At 73.2% G+C, this 22,740-nt stretch carries 22 protein-coding genes; 16 read left to right on the forward strand and 6 right to left on the reverse strand.

Annotated elements, in window-relative coordinates:
* The first annotated feature begins 11 nt into the window (after positions 1 to 11).
* From ACIQU6_RS03940 to lgt, 9 genes are all read left to right on the forward strand, one after another.
* Positions 12 to 665, forward strand: a complete 654-nt coding sequence (locus tag ACIQU6_RS03940; RefSeq protein ID WP_403480031.1) for a TIGR02234 family membrane protein — start codon at positions 12 to 14, stop codon at positions 663 to 665.
* An 86-nt stretch (positions 666 to 751) separates the two neighbouring features.
* Positions 752 to 997 (forward strand): HGxxPAAW family protein, encoded by a 246-nt coding sequence (locus tag ACIQU6_RS03945; protein ID WP_403480133.1) that lies wholly within the window; start codon positions 752 to 754, stop codon positions 995 to 997.
* A 113-nt stretch (positions 998 to 1,110) separates the two neighbouring features.
* Complete coding sequence (locus tag ACIQU6_RS03950; RefSeq protein ID WP_403480032.1) at positions 1,111 to 1,542, forward strand: DUF2752 domain-containing protein; 432 nt, start codon at positions 1,111 to 1,113, stop codon at positions 1,540 to 1,542.
* A 166-nt stretch (positions 1,543 to 1,708) separates the two neighbouring features.
* Positions 1,709 to 2,518, forward strand: coding sequence for an indole-3-glycerol phosphate synthase TrpC (gene trpC / locus ACIQU6_RS03955; protein ID WP_403480033.1), 810 nt, complete (start codon positions 1,709 to 1,711; stop codon positions 2,516 to 2,518).
* A 28-nt stretch (positions 2,519 to 2,546) separates the two neighbouring features.
* Positions 2,547 to 2,735: a tryptophan biosynthesis modulator TrpM gene (gene trpM, locus ACIQU6_RS03960; RefSeq protein WP_403480034.1), complete on the forward strand. Its 189-nt coding sequence runs from the start codon at positions 2,547 to 2,549 to the stop codon at positions 2,733 to 2,735.
* A 97-nt stretch (positions 2,736 to 2,832) separates the two neighbouring features.
* Positions 2,833 to 4,092: a tryptophan synthase subunit beta gene (trpB, locus tag ACIQU6_RS03965; protein ID WP_403480035.1), complete on the forward strand. Its 1,260-nt coding sequence runs from the start codon at positions 2,833 to 2,835 to the stop codon at positions 4,090 to 4,092.
* Positions 4,092 to 4,922, forward strand: coding sequence for a tryptophan synthase subunit alpha (trpA, locus tag ACIQU6_RS03970; protein WP_403480036.1), 831 nt, complete (start codon positions 4,092 to 4,094; stop codon positions 4,920 to 4,922). The genes trpB and trpA overlap by 1 nt, the downstream gene beginning before the upstream one ends.
* A 78-nt stretch (positions 4,923 to 5,000) precedes the next feature.
* Positions 5,001 to 5,813, forward strand: a complete 813-nt coding sequence (locus tag ACIQU6_RS03975) for a DsbA family protein (RefSeq protein WP_403480037.1) — start codon at positions 5,001 to 5,003, stop codon at positions 5,811 to 5,813.
* Between the two features lie 101 nt (positions 5,814 to 5,914).
* Positions 5,915 to 6,889, forward strand: coding sequence for a prolipoprotein diacylglyceryl transferase (lgt, locus tag ACIQU6_RS03980; protein ID WP_403480038.1), 975 nt, complete (start codon positions 5,915 to 5,917; stop codon positions 6,887 to 6,889).
* Positions 6,890 to 6,980: 91 nt separating this feature from the next.
* Here lgt and ACIQU6_RS03985 read toward each other — a convergent pair whose 3' ends face one another.
* On the reverse strand, positions 6,981 to 8,237 hold the full coding sequence (locus ACIQU6_RS03985; protein ID WP_403480039.1) for an ADP-ribosylglycohydrolase family protein: 1,257 nt from the start codon (positions 8,235 to 8,237) through the stop codon (positions 6,981 to 6,983).
* A 342-nt stretch (positions 8,238 to 8,579) separates the two neighbouring features.
* Between ACIQU6_RS03985 and ACIQU6_RS03990 the strand changes: the two genes are divergently transcribed.
* From ACIQU6_RS03990 to ACIQU6_RS04000, 3 genes are all read left to right on the forward strand, one after another.
* Positions 8,580 to 9,311, forward strand: coding sequence for a VIT1/CCC1 transporter family protein (locus ACIQU6_RS03990; protein ID WP_403480134.1), 732 nt, complete (start codon positions 8,580 to 8,582; stop codon positions 9,309 to 9,311).
* A 300-nt stretch (positions 9,312 to 9,611) separates the two neighbouring features.
* Positions 9,612 to 14,237 carry a glutamate synthase large subunit gene (gene gltB / locus ACIQU6_RS03995; RefSeq protein WP_403480040.1) on the forward strand — a complete coding sequence of 1,542 codons (4,626 nt, stop codon included), beginning with the start codon at positions 9,612 to 9,614 and terminating at the stop codon, positions 14,235 to 14,237.
* The gene (locus ACIQU6_RS04000; protein WP_403480041.1) at positions 14,230 to 15,690 is read left to right on the forward strand and encodes a glutamate synthase subunit beta; all 1,461 of its coding nucleotides are present in this window, start codon (positions 14,230 to 14,232) and stop codon (positions 15,688 to 15,690) included. Before gltB ends, ACIQU6_RS04000 begins: the two co-directional genes overlap by 8 nt.
* Before the next feature lie 155 nt (positions 15,691 to 15,845).
* Here ACIQU6_RS04000 and ACIQU6_RS04005 read toward each other — a convergent pair whose 3' ends face one another.
* Positions 15,846 to 16,409 (reverse strand): hypothetical protein, encoded by a 564-nt coding sequence (locus ACIQU6_RS04005; RefSeq protein WP_403480042.1) that lies wholly within the window; start codon positions 16,407 to 16,409, stop codon positions 15,846 to 15,848.
* A gap of 67 nt (positions 16,410 to 16,476) precedes the next feature.
* On the opposite strand from ACIQU6_RS04005, the gene ACIQU6_RS04010 reads away from it, so the two are divergent.
* Positions 16,477 to 17,244, forward strand: a complete 768-nt coding sequence (locus ACIQU6_RS04010) for an ArsR/SmtB family transcription factor (RefSeq protein ID WP_403480043.1) — start codon at positions 16,477 to 16,479, stop codon at positions 17,242 to 17,244.
* Between the two features lie 30 nt (positions 17,245 to 17,274).
* Here the strand turns inward: ACIQU6_RS04010 and ACIQU6_RS04015 are convergent, their stop codons facing one another.
* Entirely contained in the window at positions 17,275 to 17,859 is a 585-nt protein-coding gene (locus ACIQU6_RS04015) for a MarR family winged helix-turn-helix transcriptional regulator (protein ID WP_403480044.1), read from the reverse strand.
* Positions 17,860 to 17,964: 105 nt separating this feature from the next.
* Here ACIQU6_RS04015 and ACIQU6_RS04020 point away from each other — a divergent pair, with 105 nt between their 5' ends.
* On the forward strand, positions 17,965 to 18,687 hold the full coding sequence (locus ACIQU6_RS04020; protein ID WP_403480045.1) for an SDR family NAD(P)-dependent oxidoreductase: 723 nt from the start codon (positions 17,965 to 17,967) through the stop codon (positions 18,685 to 18,687).
* 18 nt (positions 18,688 to 18,705) lie between these two features.
* On the opposite strand, the gene ACIQU6_RS04025 is transcribed toward ACIQU6_RS04020, so the two are convergent.
* Positions 18,706 to 19,182 carry a PPOX class F420-dependent oxidoreductase gene (locus ACIQU6_RS04025; RefSeq protein WP_403480046.1) on the reverse strand — a complete coding sequence of 159 codons (477 nt, stop codon included), beginning with the start codon at positions 19,180 to 19,182 and terminating at the stop codon, positions 18,706 to 18,708.
* 85 nt (positions 19,183 to 19,267) lie between these two features.
* Positions 19,268 to 19,759 carry a hypothetical protein gene (locus ACIQU6_RS04030; RefSeq protein ID WP_403480047.1) on the reverse strand — a complete coding sequence of 164 codons (492 nt, stop codon included), beginning with the start codon at positions 19,757 to 19,759 and terminating at the stop codon, positions 19,268 to 19,270.
* A 152-nt stretch (positions 19,760 to 19,911) separates the two neighbouring features.
* Between ACIQU6_RS04030 and ACIQU6_RS04035 the strand changes: the two genes are divergently transcribed.
* Together ACIQU6_RS04035 and ACIQU6_RS04040 are read left to right on the forward strand one after the other, a co-directional pair.
* Positions 19,912 to 20,646, forward strand: a complete 735-nt coding sequence (locus tag ACIQU6_RS04035) for an MBL fold metallo-hydrolase (protein ID WP_403480048.1) — start codon at positions 19,912 to 19,914, stop codon at positions 20,644 to 20,646.
* Between the two features lie 193 nt (positions 20,647 to 20,839).
* A complete protein-coding gene (locus tag ACIQU6_RS04040) occupies positions 20,840 to 21,535 on the forward strand; it encodes an alpha/beta fold hydrolase (protein WP_403480049.1) in 696 nt (231 codons plus the stop codon).
* Between the two features lie 24 nt (positions 21,536 to 21,559).
* Here the strand turns inward: ACIQU6_RS04040 and ACIQU6_RS04045 are convergent, their stop codons facing one another.
* Positions 21,560 to 22,471, reverse strand: a complete 912-nt coding sequence (locus tag ACIQU6_RS04045) for a hypothetical protein (protein ID WP_403480050.1) — start codon at positions 22,469 to 22,471, stop codon at positions 21,560 to 21,562.
* Positions 22,472 to 22,740: the final 269 nt, after the last annotated feature.

Consider the following 22,740-nt stretch of genomic DNA (forward strand, 5'->3'; position numbering starts at 1 on the left):
TAGTGGTGTGCGTGAGTGCCGTACCCCAGCCCCGTACCGACGCCGAGCCGGCCGCGCCGCCGGCCCGGCCCGCGCGCAGCGCCAAGCGCTCCCTCGCCCTGGCGCTGCTGCTCGGCGCCGCCGGCGCGAGCCTGGCCCTGCTGGCCTCCGGCCGTATCTGGGCGCGCGGCACCGCGGTGCTGGCCCAGGGCGAGCTGCCGCGCACCGTGACCGGCGCCGACGTGACCGGGGTGCCCGGTGCGCTGGCGGTGGTCGGGCTGGCCGCCCTGGTCGCCGTCTTCGCGGTCCGCCGGGTCGGCCGGATCGTGGTCGCCGCGCTGCTCGCCCTCAGCGGGCTGGGCGTCGCCGTCGCCGCCGCGCTCGGCAACGCCGACACCTCCGCGCTGCGCGAGAAGGCCGCCGACGCGGTCGGACTGGCCGGCGCCGACGTGCACCACGTCAGCCACACCGTCTGGCCCTGGGTGGCCGCCGCCGGCGGTCTGCTGCTGCTCCTCGCCGGCGTGCTGGCCCTGGTCTTCGGCCGCTCCTGGCCCGGGATGTCCGGCCGCTACGAGCGCACCCCCGGCGGCGCCCGCGGCCCGCGGCGCGCCCCGGCCGCCCCGGACCTGGACCGCCCCGAGGAGATCTGGAAGTCCCTGGACCGCGGTGAGGACCCCACCCGGTAAAAGGGTTCCGCCCGGCATCGGTGACAATGGACGACGACATTCCTGCGCCCGCACCCCGGCGCGACTTCAGTAACGAGGAGCACTCCATGTCGAGCAGTGGCCACGGACACACCCCCGCCGCCTGGACCGGCGTCATCATCGCGTTCATCGGCTTCTGCGTGGCCGGTGCCTTCATTGTGGTGGCCAACGTGCCCGGTTTCTGGGCCGGCATGGCGCTGATCGTCGCCGGTGCCGTCGTGGGTGGCGTGATGCGCGCGGCCGGCCTCGGCCAGACGCCGAAGCGTTCCGGCCAGCCCGTCGCGCAGGCCAAGGCCCAGCCGCAGGAGGGCTGAGCCCCGCTCGCCCAGGAGCCCCCGAAGGCGCCGCTTCCCGCCCCGTACGGCCCGCGTCCCGTACGGCGGCGATGAAGCTGCGCCTTCCCGCGTCCGGTAGCACCATCGGCACCGTGAGTGATCCCCTGGTCCCGGCGCGGCCCGCCGGCCCGCTGCGCCGCCTCGCGGCACCGGTCGGCACCCTGGCGGCGGCCGTCGTCGCCTTCGCCTACGTCGGCACCGTCGACCCCAACGAGCCGGGCCACTACCCCGTCTGCCCGCTGCGCCACCTCACCGGCCTGCTCTGTCCGGCCTGCGGCGGACTGCGCAGCGCCCACGCCCTCGCGCACGGCGACCTCGCCGCCGCGCTGGGCGCCAACGCCCCCGCGGTGGCCGGCTACGCCGTGTTCGCGCTCTTCTGGCTCGGCTGGGTGGCCCGCGCGGCGCGCGGCCTGCCCACCGCGGGCCCCCGCCCCCGGCCGGTCCACTGGTGGGCGCTGGGCGGGCTGCTGCTGGTCTTCACCCTCGTCCGCAACCTCCCCGTCGGCGCCGTGCTGCGGCCCTGATCCCCGGCCCTCGCCGCCCCCGGAACGTCCAGGTTGTGGGACCGAGGTCAACCGGATGTGAGACCTGCACCCCGCGGCGGATACCATCGAAAGAAGCCGTCCGGGAACAGCAGGTGCGGTACCCGGACGCTGTCCACCTCCACCGTTCAAGAAGGAGGCCGCTCGCGTGAGCGTGCTCGATGAGATCATCGACGGAGTCCGCGCCGACCTCGCCGAGCGACAGGCGCGCGTCAGCCTCGACGAGCTCAAGGAGCGGGCCCGCAAGGCGCGCCCGGCCATGGACGGCGCCGCCGCCCTGAAGGGCGAGGGCGTGCGGGTGATCTGCGAGGTCAAGCGCTCCAGCCCCTCCAAGGGTGCGCTGGCCGCGATCGCCGACCCCGCGGGCCTGGCCGCCGACTACGAGGCCGGCGGCGCCGCGGTCATCTCCGTCCTCACCGAGCAGCGCCGGTTCGGCGGCTCGCTCGCCGACCTGGAGGCGGTCCGCGCCAAGGTCGACATCCCGGTCCTGCGCAAGGACTTCATCGTCACCGCCTACCAGCTCTGGGAGGCCCGGGCCTACGGCGCCGACCTCGCGCTGCTGATCGTCGCCGCGCTGGAGCAGGAGGCGCTGGTCTCGCTGATCGAGCGGGCCGAGTCGATCGGGCTGACGCCGCTGGTCGAGGCGCACGACGAGGACGAGGTCGCCCGCGCGGTGGCCGCCGGTGCCCGGATCATCGGGGTCAACGCCCGCAACCTCAAGACCCTGGAGGTCGACCGCGGCACCTTCACCCGCGTCGCCCCCGAGATCCCCGACCACATCGTCAAGGTCGCCGAGTCCGGCGTGCGCGGCCCGCACGACCTGATCGCCTACGCCAACGACGGCGCCGACGCCGTCCTGGTGGGCGAGTCGCTGGTCACCGGCAAGGACCCCAAGGCCGCGGTCGCCGACCTGGTCGCGGCCGGCTCGCACCCCGCGATCCGGCACGGCCGGGACTGACCTCCCCCACCACGACAGGGACCCCGACATGACCGCCGTCCCCCGCCGCCCCGAGGCCCGGGTCAGCGCGCTGCCCTCGTGGCACCGCGGCTGCCGGGCCCCCGCGCGGCGGGTGCGGGGGCGTCGGGTCCGGTACCACATCGGCTCCGAACCGGGCCAGATCAACGGGATGCGATGGCGCCGGGGGACCGCGCGCCCCGTGCGGTCGTCCCCGTAAGCGGCGACCCACCGCGACACCGCGCGCACCACCGTCACGTCACCTCCCGCATCACCGGTACCCCCGGGGCGAGGCGCCCCGGTCGAGGAGTGCTCAGATGTCCGTAGGCAGTTCCCGTTTCTTCCTTCCCGATCCGGAAGGCCAAGTCCCCACCGCCGAGGGGTACTTCGGCGCGTTCGGCGGCAAGTTCATCCCCGAGGCGCTGGTCGCCGCGGTGGACGAGGTCGCCGCCGAGTACGAGAAGGCCAAGGCCGACCCGGCGTTCGCCGCCGAGCTCGACGACCTGATGGTCAACTACACCGGGCGCCCCAGCGCGCTCACCGAGGTGCCGCGGTTCGCCGAACACGCCGGCGGCGCCCGGGTGTTCCTCAAGCGCGAGGACCTCAACCACACCGGCTCGCACAAGATCAACAACGTGCTCGGGCAGGCCCTGCTCACCAGGCGCATGGGCAAGACCCGGGTCATCGCCGAGACCGGCGCCGGCCAGCACGGTGTCGCCACCGCCACCGCCTGCGCCCTCTTCGGCCTCGACTGCACCATCTACATGGGCGAGGTCGACACCAAGCGGCAGGCCCTCAACGTGGCCCGGATGCGGATGCTGGGCGCCGAGGTCATCTCCGTGACGTCCGGCAGCCGCACCCTCAAGGACGCCATCAACGAGGCGTTCCGCGACTGGGTCGCCAACGTCGACCGCACCCACTACCTCTTCGGCACGGTCGCCGGCCCGCACCCCTTCCCGGCGCTGGTCCGCGACTTCCACCGGGTCATCGGCGTCGAGGCGCGCCGGCAGATCCTTCAGCGCGCCGGCCGGCTGCCGGACGCCGCGCTGGCCTGCGTCGGCGGCGGCTCCAACGCCATCGGCCTGTTCCACGCCTTCCTGCCCGACACCGACGTCCGCCTGATCGGCTGCGAGCCCGGCGGCCACGGCGTCGAGACCGGCGAGCACGCCGCCACCCTCACCGAGGGCACCCCCGGCATCCTGCACGGCTCCCGCTCCTACGTCCTCCAGGACGAGGACGGCCAGATCACCGAGCCGTACTCGATCTCGGCCGGCCTGGACTACCCCGGCATCGGCCCCGAGCACTCCTACCTCAAGGACGTCGGCCGCGCCGAGTACCGCGCGGTCACCGACGACGAGGCGATGCAGGCCCTGCGGCTGCTCTCCCGCACCGAGGGCATCATCCCGGCCATCGAGAGCGCCCACGCGCTGGCCGGCGCCCTGGAGGTCGGCCGGGAACTGGGCCCCGACGGCCTGCTGCTGGTGAACCTCTCCGGCCGCGGCGACAAGGACATGGACACCGCCGCCCGCTACTTCGGGCTCTACGACGACAGCCGCACCGACGAGGGGGACAAGTGATGGCGGGCAACCTCGAACTCCTCGCCTCCGTACTGGCGCAGGCCAAGGCGGAGGACCGGGCGGCCCTGGTCGGCTACCTGCCGGCCGGCTTCCCCACCGTCGACGGCGGCATCCGGGCGCTGACCGCGATGCTGGACGGCGGCTGCGACATCGTCGAGGTCGGACTGCCGCACAGCGACCCGGTGTTGGACGGCCCGGTGATCCAGACCGCCGACGACATCGCGCTGCGCGCCGGCGTCAAGATCGTCGACGTGCTCCGCACGGTCCGCGAGGCGCACGCCGCCACCGGCGCCCCGGTGCTGTGCATGACGTACTGGAACCCGGTCGACCGCTATGGCGTCGAGCGGTTCGCCGCCGATCTCGCCGAGGCCGGCGGTGCCGGCTGCATCCTGCCGGACCTCCCGGTCGAGGAGTCCGAGGTCTGGCGGAAGGCCGCCGAACAGCACGGCCTGGCCACCGTCTTCGTGGTCGCGCCGAGCAGCCGGGACGAGCGGCTGGCCAAGATCACCGCGGCCGGCAGCGGCTTCGTCTACGCGGCCTCCCTGATGGGCGTCACCGGCACCCGCGAGTCCGTCGGCCGCGAGGCGGAGGACCTGGTGGCCCGCACCCGCGCCACCACCGACCTGCCCGTCTGCGTCGGACTCGGCGTCTCCAACGCCGAACAGGCCGCCGAGGTGGCCCACTTCGCCGACGGTGTGATCGTCGGCTCGGCGTTCGTCAAGTGCCTCCTGGCCGCCGACGGCGACCTTGACGCCGGCCTCGCCGCGGTCCGGGCGCTCGCCGGCCAACTCGGCGAAGGGGTGCGCCGGGGCGGCGCGACCGGTAACTGACGCACCACGCTCGCTCGTTCGGGCGAACCTTGGAGCGGAGGGGTGCGACTGCGCCCCTCCGCTTCGTTGTCCCCGGGCGTGAACCAGAAGAACCATGACGGCCAGAACCGTGACGGAACGAGCAGCGCCCGCGAGCGACTTCAGGCAGAGCGGGTCAAGGAGAAGACGCGCGACCGGCGGGTCCGCCAGGCGGTCGTCGCCGGGGCGGTGATGGTGACGCTCGCGGTGGCCGGCGGGATCGCCGTCTGGGTGTCCTCCGGCGGCGGCACCGGCAGCATCACCGACAGCGCGTTCGCCCTCCCCAAACAGGCCAGCGACGGCGACAAGCCCGCCGTCAAGGTGGGCGTGGCCGGTGCCCGCTCCACCCTCACCGTCTGGGAGGACTTCCGCTGCCCGGCCTGCCAGCAGTTCGAGACCGGCTTCCGCCCGGTGATCCACGAGCTGGAGGACGCCGGCAAGCTCAAGGTCGAGTACCACCTCGCCACCCTCATCGACGGCAACGGCGGCGGCAGCGGCTCGCTGAAGGCCGCCAACGCCGCCCTGTGCGCCCAGGACGCCGGGAAGTTCCGCCAGTACCACGACGTGCTCTACGCCAACCAACCGCCCGAGCAGCAGGACCGCTTCAGCGACAAGAACTACCTGATCCAACTGGCCGGCAAGGTCGGCGGCCTGGTGAACGACACCTTCACCTCGTGCGTCAAGAGCGGCCGCTACGAGGGCTTCGTCCGCAAGTCCAACGCGGCCTTCACCGCCGGCGGCTTCCGCGGCACCCCGACCGTGCTGCTCAACGGCAAGGACCTGGCCCAGACCAAGGGCGGCCGACTCACCCCCGCCGACCTGAAGAAGATGGTCGAGGAGGCCGACCAGGGGAAGCCGCACGGCAAGGGCTGACCCGGCCGGCGGTCACCGCCGGTCCCCACCGGGGTCGTTACGCAGCCGTAGCCGGGCGGGTTGTCGTCAACCCGGCCCGGCGCGGTAGCGTCGGTCCTGCCATGGACCTCGCATTCATTCCCAGCCCGTCGACCGGTGTCGTCCACCTCGGTCCGATCCCGCTACGCGGCTACGCGTTCTGCATCATCATCGGCGTGTTCGTCGGCGTCTGGCTCGGCAACCGGCGCTGGGTGCAGCGCGGCGGCCGCTCCGGCACGGTCGCCGACATCGCCGTGTGGGCGGTGCCCTTCGGCCTCGTCGGCGGCCGCCTCTACCACGTCATCACGACGTACGAGCCGTACTTCGGCAAGAACGGCCACCCGCTCGACGCCTTCAAGGTCTGGCAGGGCGGCCTCGGCATCTGGGGCGCGGTGGCGCTGGGCGCGCTCGGCGCCTGGATCGGCTGCCGCCGCCGGGGCATCCCGATGCCCGCCTACGCCGACGCGCTGGCGCCGGGCCTGGCGATCGGCCAGGCGATCGGCCGCTGGGGCAACTGGTTCAACCAGGAGTTGTACGGCAAGCCCACCGACCTCCCGTGGGCGCTGAAGATCGACCCGGACCCGGCGATCGGCCGGATCGGCGGCACCTACCACCCGACGTTCCTCTACGAGTCCCTGTGGTGCCTGGGCGTCGCGGCCCTGGTGATCTGGGCGGACAAGCGCTTCCGCCTCGGCCACGGCCGGGTCTTCGCGCTCTATGTCGCCGCGTACTGCGCGGGCCGCGCCTGGATCGAGTACATGCGCGTCGACGAGGCGCACCACATCCTCGGCCTGCGGCTCAACGACTGGACGTCGCTGATCGTCTTCGTCCTGGCCGTCGTCTACCTGGTCGTCTCCGCGAAGAGGGCCCCGGGCCGCGAGGAGATCGTCGAGCCGGAGTGGCAACTCGGCGAGGGCGCGCAGGACGGGGCCACGGGGACCGGGAGCAGCAAGGGCGCCAAGGACAGCAAGGACGGCGGCAAGGGGGCGGACGCCGAGCCGGGCGCCGCGTCCGAGGCGCCGAAGGCCGCCGGGAGTTCGGGCGGCGCGAAGCCCTGACGCCGACACCGGCCACTCTGCCGACCGGAGCGCCGGGCGGACCCGCTCACACCGGGACCGCCCGGCGCTCCGCCGTCTGCGCGGGCGCCCCTCAGCGCCCGCTGGCCTCGGTCATCGCCACCCGCGCCGCGAGGGTGGTGAACGCCTGCTCGTGGCGGAGCCGGCGGCCCTGGTCGCGGGCGAAGACCTCGCGGGCGACGGCGGCCAGCGCGGCGGCCGGCGCGTGCAGGTCGAGCCGGCCGGCCCGGGCGACCTCGGCGCTCCACTCGGCGGGCACCGCCGCCGCGCCACCGAGGGCGCCGGCGAGCGCGCCGGCCATGGTCGCGATGGCGGCGCAGCCCCGCCCGTAGTTGACCGCGCCCAACACGGTGGCCCGGTAGTCGCCGTCGGCGGCCAGCAACAGGCCCAGCGCGACGGGGAGTTCCTCGACGGCGTGTAGCCGGGAGGGCCGGCGGGCGCCCAGCGACGGTTCGCGGTAGTCGGGGCCGACAGTGTCGAAGGGCGCGACCGCGGCCCGCAACGGCACCAGCGCCGACGCGTGGTCGGTGCCCGCCGCGGCGACGTCACGGACCGCCTCGATCGCGGCCCGGGTGCCGTCCTTCGCCAGCCGCAGCGCATGCTCGACGACCGAGGCCGGGGTGGCGTCCGGGAGGAACGCGGCGGCCACCGCGGCGGCGAACGCCCCGGCCGCCTCCCGCCCGTAGGAGGACTGGTGGGCGCCGGCGACGTCCAGCGCCTCGGCGTAAGCCCGGTCCGGATGGCCGGCGTTGACCACACCGACCGGTGTCATGTACGTCGCCGCACCGCAGGTGACGGTGTTTCCGACGCCGGCCTCGCGCGGGTCGGCGTGGCCGTAGTGCAGCCGCGCCACGATCCACTTCTCGGCGAGGAAGATCCGCTGCAACGGCGGTGCCTCCGCCTCCGGTTCGGGGATCCAGCGGGGAGTGCCGATCAGGTCCGGGACGAGGCGGTCGGCGACGGCGTAGGCGTCGAGGTGGTCGCGGACGGTCTCGTAGACGCGGACCAGGGCGTGGGTCATCAGGGTGTCGTCGGTGGGGTGGCCATGGCCCTTGGGGCGCGGGGAGTGGGGGCTGGCGGTGGGCCGGTCCTGGTGGAGCGGGCCGACGATGCCCTCGACGCGGCCGCCGTGCCGGGCCACGATCTGCTCCGGCGTCAGGCCCTCGACCGGTGCGCCGAGCGCGTCGCCGACCGCGGCCCCGACGAGCGCGCCGGCCGCCCGGTCCTCCAGGGGCGCGACCTCGGGCGGTGCGGCGGCGTGGGGGATCGGGGGCCGGGTGGGATCCGGGGGTTCGGGGTCCGGTCGGGTGGTGGCGGTGGCGTCGGTCATCTGTGGTCGTGTCCTTTCGACGGAGTCCCTTCGCGGTGGGCCGGGCGGGGTGCGGTCACCCGGATCCGGTATCCGTCCCCCGCGGCGGCCCGGCTCTCCTCCCGGGGGCGGCAGGGTCACCCGGATCGCCTCCCGCGGGCGGGCGCGGGGGAGTCAGGTGAGCCTTTGTGACCCGGATCACGAACTTCTCGCCTCGATGAAACCGCAGGTCAGCGCGGTAAGTTCGGCCTTCCTTGCTAGCGGAGGAGGGTAATTCGCGCATAGCTTCGAGGTGTTGAAGGGGGAAGCGCCGTCATCGGCCCACACCTCGCAGAGCAGGGAGCAGGTCCTGATATGTCGGTCATGGAGATCATGGATGTCGGCGCCGCGACGCATGTGGCGCACCGCGACAACCACACCCACCGCGACGTCAACGGCGGCTGGCTGCGCCCCGCCGTCTTCGGCGCGATGGACGGCCTGGTGTCCAACCTCGCGCTGATGACGGGCGTGGCCGGCGGCGCGGTGTCGCAGCAGACGATCGTGATCACCGGGCTCGCGGGGCTGGCGGCCGGCGCGTTCTCGATGGCCGCGGGGGAGTACACCTCGGTGGCTTCGCAGCGTGAACTGGTCGTCGCGGAGCTGGACATCGAGCGGGCCGAGTTGCGCAAGCACCCGAAGGACGAGCAGGCGGAGCTGGCCGCGCTCTACGAGTCCCGCGGGGTGGAGCCGGAGCTCGCCCGGCAGGTCGCCGAGCAGCTCTCCCGCGACCCCGAGCAGGCGCTGGAGATCCACGCCCGCGAGGAGTTGGGCATCGATCCCTCGGACCTTCCTTCCCCCACCGTCGCCGCCGTCTCCTCCTTCGGATCCTTTGCACTGGGTGCGCTCCTGCCTGTTCTTCCCTTCCTGCTGGGCGCCAGTGCGCTCTGGCCCTCGCTGCTGCTGGCGCTGCTCGGGCTCTTCGCCTGCGGCGCCGTGGTGGCGCGCGTGACGGCCCGCTCCTGGTGGTTCAGCGGGCTGCGTCAGCTCGCGCTGGGCGGCGCCGCGGCGGCCGTGACGTACGGCCTGGGGTCGCTGTTCGGGACGGTGGTGGGTTGACGTCTCATACGGGTGACCGCATGATGGCCGCGTTACCCAGCGGTTTCGGCTCGTTGACGACCGGGCATAAGCCCCTGGCGTCGCGGGCAACGTCGCTCGCCGAACGCCACCGCTTCAGGGCGGCCCGTGTCCGTCCGCATTCCCCTTAGATTCGCCTCGCCATCGGTGCGGCGTCCGTATGTTGGAAGGCATCTTCCGCTTTTCGGGAAGCGGGCCATCCTGTAACCTGCACGAAATTTCAGCGGAGGGCCAGCGTCGTCCCTCGGCACCGCCAATGCCACGACGACGTTGGGAGCGCCGATGCGCCACGCGTCCACGCACTCCGCGACCACCAGCAGCGCCGCCGCCTGGTCGCCCATGGACGGCCGCCCCGCCCAGCAGGGGATGTACGACCCCCGGAACGAGCACGACGCCTGCGGCGTCGGCTTCGTGGCCACCCTCACCGGCGAGGCCAGCCACGACCTGGTCGAACGGGCCCTGACCGTGCTGACGAATCTGGAGCACCGCGGCGCCACCGGCTCCGAGCCCGATTCGGGCGACGGTGCCGGCATCCTGCTCCAGATCCCGGACGCGTTCCTGCGCGAGAACGTCACCTTCGAGCTCCCCGAGGCCGGCGGCTACGCCGTGGGCCTGGCCTTCCTGCCGTCCGACGCCCACGCAGCGGCCGAAGCCGTCTCACGGATCGAGACGCTCGCCGTCGAGGAGGGCCTTGAGGTCCTCGGGTGGCGGGTCGTCCCGGTCGCCCCGCAGCTCCTCGGCAACGGCGCCCGCGCCACCATGCCGGCCTTCTCCCAGCTCTTCGTCGCGGACAGGCACAGCGACACGGACCGCAAGAGCACCGGGCTGGCGCTGGACCGCAAGGCGTTCGCGCTGCGCAAGCGCGCCGAGCGGGAGGCCGGGGTCTACTTCCCCTCGCTGTCCGCCCGCACCCTCGTCTACAAGGGCATGCTCACCACCGGCCAGCTGGAGCCCTTCTTCCCGGACCTGTCCGACCGCCGGTTCGCCACCGCCATCGCCCTGGTCCACTCCCGGTTCTCCACCAACACCTTCCCGAGCTGGCCGCTCGCCCACCCGTACCGGTTCGTCGCGCACAACGGCGAGATCAACACCGTCAAGGGCAACCGCAACTGGATGCGGGCCCGCGAGTCGCAGCTCGCCTCCAAGCTGTTCGGCAGCGAGGACCTGGAGCGGCTGTTCCCGATCTGCACGCCGGACGCCTCCGACTCCGCCTCCTTCGACGAGGTCCTGGAGCTGCTCCACCTCGGCGGGCGACCGCTGCCGCACGCGGTGCTGATGATGGTCCCCGAGGCGTGGGAGAACGCCGCCGCCATGGACCCGGCCCGGCGGGCGTTCTACCAGTACCACTCCACGATGATGGAGCCCTGGGACGGCCCGGCCTGCGTCACCTTCACCGACGGCACCCAGGTCGGCGCGGTCCTGGACCGCAACGGCCTGCGCCCGGGCCGCTACTGGGTCACCGACGACGGCCTGGTCGTGCTCTCTTCCGAGGTCGGCGTCCTGGACATCGACCCGTCCAAGGTCGTCCGCAAGGGCCGCCTCCAGCCGGGCCGGATGTTCCTCGTCGACACCGCCGAGCACCGGATCATCGAGGACGACGAGATCAAGGCCCAACTGGCCACCGAGCACCCCTACCAGGAGTGGTTGGACGCCGGCCTGATCGACCTGGCCGACCTGCCCGAGCGCGAGCACATCGTGCACACCCACGCCTCGGTCACCCGCCGTCAGCAGACCTTCGGCTACACCGAGGAGGAGCTGCGGGTCATCCTCGCGCCGATGGCCAAGTCCGGTGCGGAGCCGATCGGTTCGATGGGCACCGACTCGCCGATCGCCGCGCTCTCCGAGCGCCCCCGGCTGCTCTTCGACTACTTCACCCAGCTCTTCGCGCAGGTCACCAACCCGCCGCTGGACGCCATCCGGGAGGAGCTGGTCACCTCCCTGATCTCCTCCCTCGGCCCGCAGGGCAACCTGCTGAGCCCCACCGCGGCCTCCTGCCGCAGCGTGTCCCTGCCGTTCCCGGTCATCGACAACGACGAGCTGGCCAAGCTGGTCCACATCAACGCCGACGGCGACATGCCCGGCATGAAGGCCGTGACCCTCTCCGGCCTCTACCGGGTCTCCGGTGGCGGTCAGTCGCTGGCCGACCGGATCGAGGAGATCTGCGCCGAGGCCGACGCCGCCATCGCCGACGGCGCCCGGCTGATCGTGCTCTCCGACCGGCACTCCGACGCCGAGCACGCGCCGATCCCGTCGCTGCTGCTGACCGCCGCGGTCCACCACCACCTCATCGCCACCAAGACCCGCACCCAGGTGGGGCTGTTGGTCGAGGCCGGCGACGTCCGCGAGGTGCACCACGTCGCGCTGCTCATCGGCTACGGCGCCGCCGCGGTCAACCCGTACCTGGCGATGGAGTCCGTCGAGGACCTGGTCCGGGCCGGCACGTTCATCCAGGACGTCCCGGGCTCGGACGCCGACGCCGCCATCCGGAACCTCATCAAGGCGCTCGGCAAGGGCGTGCTCAAGGTGATGTCCAAGATGGGCATCTCCACCGTCGCCTCCTACCGGGGCGCGCAGGTCTTCGAAGCCGTCGGCCTGGACGAGGAGTTCGTCGCCAAGTACTTCCACGGCACCGCCACCAAGATCGGCGGCGCCGGCCTGGACGTCATCGCCCAGGAGGTCGCGGCGCGGCACGCCAAGGCGTACCCGGCCACCGGCATCACCGCCACCCACCGCGCGCTGGAGATCGGCGGCGAGTACCAGTGGCGCCGCGAGGGCGAGCCGCACCTGTTCGACCCGGAGACCGTCTTCCGGCTCCAGCACGCGACCCGGGCCCGCCGCTACGACATCTTCAAGAAGTACACGGAGCGGGTGAACGAGCAGGCGGAGCGGCTGATGACGCTGCGCGGCCTGTTCTCCTTCGCCTCCGACCGTCCGTCGATCCCGCTGGACGAGGTCGAGCCGGTCTCCGAGATCGTCAAGCGGTTCTCCACCGGCGCGATGTCCTACGGCTCGATCTCCCGCGAGGCCCACGAGACCCTCGCCCTGGCCATGAACCAGCTCGGCGCCAAGTCCAACACCGGCGAGGGCGGCGAGGACCCGGAGCGCCTCTACGACCCGGCGCGCCGCTCCAGCATCAAGCAGGTCGCCTCCGGTCGGTTCGGCGTCACCTCCGAGTACCTGGTCAACGCCGACGACATCCAGATCAAGATGGCCCAGGGCGCCAAGCCCGGCGAGGGCGGCCAACTGCCCGGCCACAAGGTCTACCCGTGGGTGGCGAAGACCCGGCACTCGACGCCGGGCGTGGGGCTCATCTCCCCGCCGCCGCACCACGACATCTACTCCATCGAGGACCTCGCCCAGCTCATCCACGACCTGAAGAACGCCAACCCGGCCGCCCGCATCCACGTGAAGCTGGTCTCCGAGGTCGGCGTCGGCACGGTCGCCGCGGGCGTCTCCAAGGCGCACGCGGACGTGGTCCTCATCTCCGGCCACGACGGCGGCACCGGCGCCTCGCCGCTCACCTCCCTCAAGCACGCCGGCGGCCCCTGGGAGTTGGGCCTGGCCGAGACCCAGCAGACGCTGCTGCTCAACGGCCTGCGCGACCGGATCGTGGTGCAGACCGATGGCCAGCTCAAGACCGGCCGCGACGTGGTCATCGCCGCGCTGCTGGGCGCCGAGGAGTTCGGGTTCGCGACCGCCCCGCTGGTGGTCTCCGGCTGCGTCATGATGCGCGTCTGCCACCTGGACACCTGCCCGGTCGGCATCGCCACCCAGAACCCGGTGCTGCGCGAGCGGTTCAACGGCAAGGCCGAGTTCATCGTCAACTTCTTCCAGTTCATCGCCGAGGAGGTCCGCGAGCTCCTCGCCGAGCTGGGCTTCAGGACCCTGGACGAGGCCGTCGGCCACGCCGAGGTCCTCAACGTCGCCCGCGCGGTCACCCACTGGAAGGCCCAGGGCCTGGACCTCGCGCCGCTGCTGCACGTCCCCGAGCTGCCCGACGGCGCGGTCCGGCACCGGATCACCGAGCAGGACCACGGCCTGGCGAAGGCGCTGGACAACGAGCTGATCAAGCTGGCCGCCGACGCGCTGGCCGCGGACACCGCCGAGGCCGCCGAGCCGGTCCGCGCCCAGGTCCCGATCCGCAACATCAACCGGACCGTTGGCACCATGCTCGGTCACGAGGTCACCAAGAAGTTCGGCGGCGCCGGCCTGCCCGACGACACCATCGACCTCACCTTCACCGGCTCCGCCGGCCAGTCGTTCGGCGCGTTCCTGCCCCACGGCATCACCCTCCGCCTGGAGGGCGACGCCAACGACTACGTCGGCAAGGGCCTGTCCGGCGGGCGGATCGTGGTCCGCCCGGACCGCGGCGCGGACCACCTCGCCGAGTTCTCCACCATCGCCGGCAACACCCTCGCCTACGGCGCCACCGGCGGCGAGCTGTTCCTGCGCGGCCGGGTCGGCGAGCGGTTCTGCGTCCGCAACTCCGGCGCCACGGTGGTCTCCGAGGGCGTCGGCGACCACGGCTGCGAGTACATGACCGGCGGCAGTGCCGTCGTCCTGGGCGAGACCGGACGCAACTTCGCGGCCGGCATGTCCGGCGGCTTCGCCTACGTCATCGACCTCGACCCGGCCAACGTCAACAAGGAACTGGCCGATGCCGTCCGCCCGTTGGACGACAACGACAAGCAGTGGCTGCACGACGTGGTGCGCCGCCACCAGGAGGAGACCGGCTCCACCGTGGCCGCCAAGCTCCTCGCCGACTGGGATGCCGCCGCGGCGCGCTTCTCCAAGGTCATCCCGTCCACGTACCAGGCAGTGCTCGTCGCCAAGGAGGCCGCCGAGCGGGCCGGGCTCTCCGAGCCCGAGACCCACGAGAAGATGATGGAGGCGGCGACCCATGGCTGACCCCAAGGGCTTCCTGAACCACGGGCGCGAGGTCGCCGAGACCCGGCCCGTCGAGGAGCGCGTCAAGGACTGGAACGAGGTCTACCAGCCCGGCTCCCTGCTGCCGATCATCACCAAGCAGGCGTCGCGCTGCATGGACTGCGGCATCCCCTTCTGCCACAACGGCTGTCCGCTGGGGAACCTCATCCCCGAGTGGAACGACTACGCCTACCGCGAGGACTGGACGGCGGCCAGCGAGCGGCTGCACGCCACCAACAACTTCCCGGAGTTCACCGGGCGGTTGTGCCCCGCGCCCTGCGAGGCGGCCTGCGTGCTGGGCATCAACCAGCAGCCGGTCACCATCAAGAACGTCGAGGTCTCCATCATCGACAAGGCGTGGGACGCCGGCGACGTCACCCCGCAGCCGCCGGAGCGCCTCTCCGGCAAGACCGTCGCCGTCATCGGCTCCGGGCCGGCCGGTCTGGCCGCCGCCCAGCAGCTGACCCGGGCCGGCCACACCGTCGCCGTCTACGAGCGCGCGGACCGGATCGGCGGCCTTCTCCGCTACGGCATCCCCGAGTTCAAGATGGAGAAGCGGCACATCAACCGCCGCATCGAGCAGATGCGCGCGGAGGGCACCAAGTTCCGCACCGAGGTGGAGATCGGCCGCGACATCGACGCGGCGAAGCTGCGCAAGCGGTACGACGCGGTGGTCATCGCGGCCGGCGCCACCACCTCCCGCGACCTGCCGGTGCCCGGCCGCGAGCTGAACGGCGTGCACTTCGCCATGGAGTACCTGCCGCTGGCCAACAAGGTCCAGGAGGGCGACCTGACGGTCTCCCCGATCACCGCCGAGGGCAAGCATGTGATCGTCATCGGCGGCGGCGACACCGGCGCGGACTGCGTGGGCACCGCGCACCGCCAGGGCGCCGCCTCGGTGACCCAGTTGGAGATCATGCCGAAGCCGGGCGAGGAGCGCAGCGCGGGCCAGCCCTGGCCGACCTTCCCGATGCTCTACAAGGTCACCTCCGCGCACGAGGAGGGCGGCGAGCGGGTCTACTCCGTCTCCACCACCCACTTCGAGGGTGACGAGGACGGCAACGTCCAGTGGCTGCACCTGATCGAGGTGGAGTTCAAGGACGGCAAGCTGGAGCAGAAGCCGGGCACCGAGCGCCGCATCCCGGCCCAACTGGTCACCCTGGCCATGGGCTTCACCGGCACCGACCGGGAGAACGGCCTGGTCGAGCAGTTCGGTCTGGAGCTGGACGAGCGCGGCAACGTCGCCCGGGACGCCGACTTCGCCACCAACGTCCCCGGCGTCTTCGTCGCCGGCGACGCTGGTCGCGGCCAGTCGTTGATCGTGTGGGCCATCGCCGAGGGCCGCTCCGCCGCCCGCGGTGTGGACCGCTTCCTCACCGGAGCCAGCGCCCTGCCGGCCCCGATCAAGCCGACGGACCGCGCCCTGACGGTGTGAGCGTCCGTCACCGGATGTCCCGTACAGCGTCGTACGGAGGCACGGGGGCCGGGTGAACAGCCCGGCCCCCGTAACAGCGACGCCTGTCCCTCCACCCCGACCGGAGGGCAGGCGCCGCGCTGTCATGTCGGGCGCCCGGCTGTCCCGTTGGGCGCCTAGCCGTCCCGTTGGGCGGGGAAGCGGCGGCCCAACTGCCGGGCCAGATCCCGGGCGGGTACGGGGACGGCCCGCGGCGGGGGAGTGACCGGCGGCCGGAAGTCGTGCACCGGCGCGCTCCAGCCCGACATGTCGAGGGAGCCGTCGCCCAGCGGCAACACCCGGCGCGGGTCCGCGTGCACCCGCAGCACCTGTGCCTCGATCTGCGTCCAGGCGCCGTCGGTGAGCGTCCGCTCGCCGACCCGGCGGGCCTCCAACTGGACGGGACAGTGCGTCAGTCGGGGCGGCCGGACCAGCTCGGACGGCTCGGTCCAGGGCTCCTCCGCCTCGGGGCCGATGCGCGTCCCCTCCTCGGCGGCCCCCTCGGGCGGCAGGTTGAAGACCACGTCCGGGCGTAGCGCGAGATTCTGTGCGGTGCGGCCGCGGGCGGGTAGCCAGACGCTCACCACCGGGCCGAGTTCCCACCGGATCTGCAGCGCCACCAGCACGAACGTTCCGTCGTCGTTCTCCGTGGACAGCAGCGCCGGCACCACCGAACTGCTCTTCTCCAGCGCGGATTTCATGTTCCAGAGGATAGAAGCCGGACGATTCGGTTCTCACCGAAGTGTTATATGTGATTACGCTCTGCACATGATTCGATGGGACGCCGATCACGTAAACACCGCCGAAACCCCCGATCTGGCCGCCCTGGCCGCGCTGCTCGCGGACCGCACCCGCGCCGCCATCTGCATCGCCCTGCTCGACGGCGGCACCTGGACCGCCGGCGAGCTGGCCGAGTACGCCGGGGTGGCCCCGTCGACCGCGACCGAGCACCTCAACCTCCTGGTGACCGGCGGCCTGTTGGCCGAGGAGCGGCAGGGGCGCCGGCGCTACGTCCGGCTGGCCGGGCCGGACACCGCCGAGACGCTGGAGAACCTCGCCGGCCTCGCCCCCTACCGCCAGGTGCGGATCCGCTCGCTGGCCGAGGCCAACCACCGCCGGGCCCTGCACCACGCCCGCACCTGCTACGACCACATCGCCGGCGCGCTGGGCGTGGCCATCGCCGCGACGATGACCGAACGCGGCCTGCTGGCGCGGCAGTACGGGCTGGAGCTGACCGCCGCGGGCACCGCATGGCTGGCCGACCTGGGCATCCCGGAGGCCGGCCACTCGCCGGCCCACCGGGCGCACGTGCGCACCTGCCTGGACTGGACCTCGCGCCGGCAGCACCTCTCCGGCGCGGTCGGCGCCGCCCTCTACCGGCACGCGGTGGAGCAGCGCTGGATCATCAAGGCCCCGGCCAGCCGGATCCTCGCGGTCACTGAGGCCGGCCGGGCCGGCTTCCGGAGTCAACTGGGGCTGCCCGCCGAGGTGCTCACGCCCGCCCCGGCGGTGGCGCCGGCGCGCGAGCGGACGTGAGGAGGTGCCGCGCCGGCCGGGCCCCGGCCCTCAGCCCTCGCCGACGTGGGTGATCCGGTCGTCGCCCAGCCGGTGTTGGACGTCCTGGAGGAGGAGCCGTAGCAGCCCGGTGAGCTGTTCCTGCTGCGCGGGGTCCAGGGACTGGAGCAACTCCGCCTCGCGGCCCAGGACCTGGTCGACGGTGGACTCGACCAGGTCGTGGCCGGCCGGGGTGAGCTCGACCAGGACGGTGCGCGGGCGCCCCTCGCCGGGCCGGCGGGCGACCAGGCCCTCGCGCTCGGCGCGGGCCACCCGTTGGGAGATCGCCCCGGCGGTGATCAGGGAGCGCCGGCTCAACTCCCGGGTGCTCAGGGTGTACGGCGGGCCGCCGCGGCGCAGCACGCTCAGCAGGTCGAGGGTGGCGGTGTCCACCCCGGCCCGGGCCAGCACCCGCCGCCGGTCGTCGCCCAGCAGCTTCGCCAGCCGCCACAGGGGCGTGACGATCCCGATGGAGGAGACCGGCGTGCCGGGCCGCTCGCGCTGCCAGGCGGCGGCGATCTCCTCCACGGGGTAGGGCGAAGTGCGGTCCGGCGTACGGTCGTTGTCGCCGTCCGGCGGCTTGGGTGTGCTTGCCACGGGGCCTCCCGGGGGTGTTATGTTCAGGTCTAAATTTAGCCCTGAACATAAGGGTCGCACCACCCCGCGTACGGAGATCCACACAAGACGGACGGAGCTCACCCCATGGCACGCACTATCCTGGTCACCGGCGGTGGCACCGGCATCGGCCGCGCCCTCGTCGAGCACTTCGCGGCCCACGGCGACCGGGTCTTCCTCACCGGCCGCCGCCCCGGCCCCCTGAAGGACGTCACCGAGGCCCTCCCCGCGGTGACGGCCCTGGTCTGCGACCACACCGACCCCGCGGCGCTCACCGACCTCGTCGCGGCGCTGCCCGAACGCCTCGACGTACTGGTCAACAACGCCGGCGGCAACACCGACTTCGACGCCGACGGCTCGGCCGACCTGGCCGCCTACGCCCGGGACTTCCGCGCCAACCTCGACGCCAACCTCGTCAGCGCCGCGCTGACCACCCGGGCCCTGAGCGGCCGACTGGCGGCCGACGGCGCGGTGATCCACATCGGGTCCATCGCCGCCGACCAGGGGGCGGGCGCCTACGGCGCGGCCAAGGCCGGGCTCGCCTCCTGGAACGTCGACCTGGCCCGGGAGCTCGGCGCCCGCCGGATCACCGCCAACGTCGTCTCGCCCGGCTACATCGCCGGCACCGAGTTCTTCCGCGACCGCCTCGCCGACGCCCGCCGGGAGCAGCTGATCGCGGCCACCGCCACCGGCCGCCCCGGCGCCGTCGACGACATCACCGGCGCGGTCGCCTTCCTGGCGTCCCCGGCCGCCCGGCACCTCACCGGCCAGGTGCTGAACGTCAACGGCGGTGCGCACCCCACCCGTTGACGTCCGGCCGGTGCCGGGTCAGGCGCCGTCGCCCGCCACCAGCCGGGCCGGGAACCCGCCGGTCGCGATCGGGCCCCAGCGCCGCGGGGTCACCCGGATCAGGGACTTGCCCTGCTTGCGCATCGCGGCGCGGTACTCGTCCCAATCCGGGTGCTCCCCGGCGATGTTGCGGTAGTACTCGACCAGCGGCTCGATGGAGTCCGGGGCGTCGACCACCTCGGCCTCGCCGTCGACCTGCACCCACGGTCCGGTCCACTCGTCGGACAGCACCAGCACGCTGACCGACGCGACCCGGCGCACGTTGCGGACCTTGGCCCGCTCCGGGTACGTCGACATCACCAGCCGACCCGAGTCGTCCACCCCGCAGGTCAGCGGCGAGCCCTGCGGGGTGCCGTCGGAGCGGCGGGTGAGCAGGATCGCGTGGTGCCGGGGGCGGACGAACTCCAGCAGCTCGGACAGGTCGACGCGGGTGGTGGTGGCGATGGAAGGGCTCATGGACGCGAGCCTAGGGCTTCGAGGACGCTCCATGGCGAACCCCGCGGCTGCCCGCCACCCGGGTCGCGGCCCCGGGCTTGCCGGCTCAACCCTTCAGCAACTGCCTGCCGGTGGCCGCGTCCACCACCTTGCGGCCCGCCAACGGACCGTTCAACCGCACCTGCGTCTTGTGGGTGGCCAACTGGTCGGTGCACATGGCCTTGGGGTTCTTCTTCGTGCCCCAACCGGAGACCACCACCAGGTCCTTGGACTCCAGGACGCGGGCGCCGTAGTCGGCGTCGCAGGCGCTGTGGCCGACGGTCACCGTGAGCGCCCGGGCGTCCGCGGTCGCGGGGCGGTCGGCGCCGGCCAGCGGCAGCAGCGCCTCCTGCCGGCCGGGAACCGGCGCGACCTTCGGCCAGTCCCGCACGATCTGCGCGGCCCGCTTGTCGAAGGCGTCCGCCTGGTGCTGCGGCGGCGAAGTGTGCACGGTCTGCGTGGCCCTGCCGCAGCCGGCGAGCGCCAGGGCGCCGGTCGCGGCGAGGCAGCCGACCAGGGTGGTGGTCAGGGTGCGGGAGCGATGCGTGGTGTGCTGCATGACGTGCCTCCTCGGGGTCGGTCGCGGATGGGACGTGACAGGGGCACGACGGGTTCCGCCCCGGTCGCCCGGCCGTCCCGTTTCGTCGTGCGCTCAATCCGCCCAGGGCGCAAACCCCGCCGCACCCGGCCGACGGCGGTTAGCGTCCGATCATGGACGCACTCACCCGGATCACCTCGCACATCTGGCAACTCCCGTTCCCCGTGGGCCATGTGTACCTCGTCGCTCTGACCGACGGCGGCTTCGCCGCGGTCGACACCGGCATACCGGGCTCGGCCCCGGCGATCCTCGACGCGCTGGACCGGCTCGGCGGCGGCCCCGCCGCGCTCCGGCAGATCGTGCTCACCCATCACCACCTCGACCACATGGGCTCCGCCGCCGACCTGGTCGCCGCCACCGGCGCCCGCGTCCTGGCCGGCGCCCTCGACGCCCCTGTCATCAGCGGCGCCCGCCCCGAGCCGCCGCTCGACCTCGTCCCCGGCGAACGGGTCGTGCACGAGGGCGTCATGGCCGGACTCGCGGCCGGCGCGATGCCGCCGCTGCGCCACGTCGGGGTGGACACCCCACTCCACGAGGGCGACACCCTCGACGACTGGCCCGAGCCGGTCCGGGTGCTGCACGTCCCCGGCCACACCGAGGGCGCCCTCGCCCTCCATCTCCCGCAGAACCGGCTGCTGTTCCCCGGCGACACCATCGCCACCGACCCCACCGGCTCCCGGGTCCTGTTCGGCCCCTTCAACGTCGATCGCGCGCGGGCCCTGGCCTCGTTCCGGCGGCTGACGACGCTGGACGACGTCGATACGGTCTGCGTCCCGCACGGCGTGCCGATCCGCACCGGCGCCCGCGCGCTCCTGGCGGCGGCCACACCGGAGACGGACTGGCGGTGAAGTCGCGGTGGTGCGGCGGAAGTTGACGGGGAAGCCGCTCGGATCCGCGGCCGGGGCGCGCGGTGGGGCGCGGCCGGCGCCGCGCCGCTTACGCCCTCCCCACCACCGGCACGTGTACTTTCGGCCGTCACGGCCCCACCGGGCCGTCAGCGGGCCCGGAGCGGGCGGCAGACGAGCGGGAGAGAGGCACGGCATGCAGTTGCACACCCACGAGTGGGGCGCCGGCGACCGGATCGCGGTGCTGATCCACGGGATCATGTCCGACCACCGCACCTGGCACCGGGTCGGCCCGGCCCTCGCCGACCGGGGCTACCGCGTCATCGGCGTCGACCTGCGCGGCCACGGCCGCAGCCCGCGCGGCGACTACGGCCCCGAACTCTTCGCCGACGACCTGGTGGACACCCTGCCGACCGACGTCGAGGTCGTCGTCGGGCACTCGTTGGGCGGGCTGGCGCTGGCCCTGGCCGTCGAGCGGCTGCGGCCGCGGCGGGCGGTCTACTGCGACCCGGCGTGGTCGCTGGCGGGCGTGGGGCAGGCGGTCGACCCGGCGGTGTTCGTGACGTTCAAGACCGCGGACCAGGCGCGGGTGCGGGCCTTCAACCCGGGCTGGGACGACGCCGACGTCGACGTCGAACTGGCCACCCTCGCGGACTGGGACACCGGGACGGCGCTGGCCCTGTCCGGCGGCCATCTGCGGGACCGGACGCCGGCGCGGCCGATGGTGCCGTCGCTGGTGCAGATCGCGGGGAGGGGGTTCCTGTTCACCGAGGAGGCGGCGAAGGAACTGGCCAGCCGGGGCTTCACGGTCCGGACCGTGGCCGGCGCCGGGCACACCATCCACCGGGACGACCTGCCGGGGTTCCTGGCCGGGCTGGAGGGCTGGATCTGAACCGTCGCGCTGCCCGGCGCGGCGTCAGGTGTCGCAGTCCAGCAGGGTCTTGCACAGGCCGCAGCGGGCCTGGAGGCGGCCGCGCACCGGGACCCGGATGCGTTGGCAGCAGGTCGGGCAGGGGAACGAGACCCGCAGCGTCGTGCCGGGGCCCGCGGACTCGAAGGCGTAGCCCCCGCCCGGGCCGGCGGTCGGCGCGGTGGTGCGGGGGCGGGCCTGGACCGCGCGGCGGTCCTTGGCGTAGCGGAGCCGGGCGGCGAGGCCGGCGCCGGCCAGCGGCGGCCGGCGGGCGTCCTGTCGGGACCGGGCCCGCCCCGCGGTGTACGCGTCGTACGCCTGCGGGCTGGTGAACCACGGCGACGGGTCCTCGTCGAAGAAGTCGGCGCGCTTGGCCAGCACATAGCCGAACTCCTCGGGCGTGAGGTAGCCCAACTTCTGGGAGAACGGGCCGTGTTCGCGGTAGGCGTCGAGCAGCAGCCAGCCGGCGCCGAGGTAGGTGGCGGCGGTGTCGGTGAGGATCTCGTTGTCGCGGGTGCCGGGGAAGGACAGGTCCAGCCGGTGCAGCCAGACGTGGGTCACCTCGTGGGCCAGGGCGGCGCCGATGTCCTTGCGGTGCCGGCGGAAGCGGTCGTTGAGCTCGATGAAGTACTCGGGGCCCGCGGTCAGTTCGACGGTCGCGGCGTGCTCCATCTCGCGGAAGGTGAGCACGATCCGGGCGTCCGGCAGATGCAGGTGGCGGACCATGGCGCGGGCCACCCGCTGGGCGCCCAGGTGGATGTCCTCGGCGTCGTCGAAGGCCACGTCGACGGGGAGCACGCTGGTGGGAAAGGTGCTCACGGTGTCGTGGGACAGCCGGCGGAAGAGCGCGGTGAGCGCCGCGCGGGCGGTGTCGAGATGGGGGAAGCCGTGCGCGATCCCGCTGCCACCGGTGGTCATCCGCTCACTCTACGACCGGCGCCGGCGCGACGGCACCGGGGCCCACCGGGCGCGCGGGGTGCGGGAGTTGGCCGGATGTTGACCCTTGTCACTCTGTTCCCGCACTCCACATAATCACAGGGCGCTTTACGGGTTCATTGCCAAGGCGCCCGGATGTTTTGCCGGGTACTGCCGTCGTACCCACGGATTTTGCGGGGCCGTGCCCGGCGCCGGGTTTGGCATGAGCCTGCCATGACGCTTCGTTTCTCCACCCCCCACGGAAGGAAGCA

This window comes from Streptomyces sp. NPDC090442, assembly GCF_044769405.1.
Taxonomy (GTDB): domain Bacteria; phylum Actinomycetota; class Actinomycetes; order Streptomycetales; family Streptomycetaceae; genus Streptomyces.

Bases quoted from the DNA above. Each gene is read 5' to 3' on its own strand.
- trpA (WP_403480036.1), top strand. From the start codon at position 4,092: ATGGCGGGCAACCTCGAACTCCTCGCCTCCGTACTGGCGCAGGCCAAG.
- lgt (WP_403480038.1), top strand. From the start codon at position 5,915: ATGGACCTCGCATTCATTCCCAGCCCGTCGACCGGTGTCGTCCACCTC.
- gltB (WP_403480040.1), top strand. From the start codon at position 9,612: ATGCGCCACGCGTCCACGCACTCCGCGACCACCAGCAGCGCCGCCGCC.
- ACIQU6_RS04025 (WP_403480046.1), bottom strand. From the start codon at position 19,182: ATGAGCCCTTCCATCGCCACCACCACCCGCGTCGACCTGTCCGAGCTG.
- ACIQU6_RS04005 (WP_403480042.1), bottom strand. From the start codon at position 16,409: ATGAAATCCGCGCTGGAGAAGAGCAGTTCGGTGGTGCCGGCGCTGCTG.
- ACIQU6_RS03945 (WP_403480133.1), top strand. From the start codon at position 752: ATGTCGAGCAGTGGCCACGGACACACCCCCGCCGCCTGGACCGGCGTC.
- ACIQU6_RS04000 (WP_403480041.1), top strand. From the start codon at position 14,230: ATGGCTGACCCCAAGGGCTTCCTGAACCACGGGCGCGAGGTCGCCGAG.
- trpB (WP_403480035.1), top strand. From the start codon at position 2,833: ATGTCCGTAGGCAGTTCCCGTTTCTTCCTTCCCGATCCGGAAGGCCAA.
- ACIQU6_RS04035 (WP_403480048.1), top strand. From the start codon at position 19,912: ATGGACGCACTCACCCGGATCACCTCGCACATCTGGCAACTCCCGTTC.
- ACIQU6_RS04010 (WP_403480043.1), top strand. From the start codon at position 16,477: ATGATTCGATGGGACGCCGATCACGTAAACACCGCCGAAACCCCCGAT.
- ACIQU6_RS04030 (WP_403480047.1), bottom strand. From the start codon at position 19,759: ATGCAGCACACCACGCATCGCTCCCGCACCCTGACCACCACCCTGGTC.
- ACIQU6_RS03985 (WP_403480039.1), bottom strand. From the start codon at position 8,237: ATGACCGACGCCACCGCCACCACCCGACCGGACCCCGAACCCCCGGAT.
- trpM (WP_403480034.1), top strand. From the start codon at position 2,547: ATGACCGCCGTCCCCCGCCGCCCCGAGGCCCGGGTCAGCGCGCTGCCC.
- ACIQU6_RS04020 (WP_403480045.1), top strand. From the start codon at position 17,965: ATGGCACGCACTATCCTGGTCACCGGCGGTGGCACCGGCATCGGCCGC.
- ACIQU6_RS03990 (WP_403480134.1), top strand. From the start codon at position 8,580: ATGGAGATCATGGATGTCGGCGCCGCGACGCATGTGGCGCACCGCGAC.
- ACIQU6_RS04040 (WP_403480049.1), top strand. From the start codon at position 20,840: ATGCAGTTGCACACCCACGAGTGGGGCGCCGGCGACCGGATCGCGGTG.
- ACIQU6_RS04045 (WP_403480050.1), bottom strand. From the start codon at position 22,471: ATGACCACCGGTGGCAGCGGGATCGCGCACGGCTTCCCCCATCTCGAC.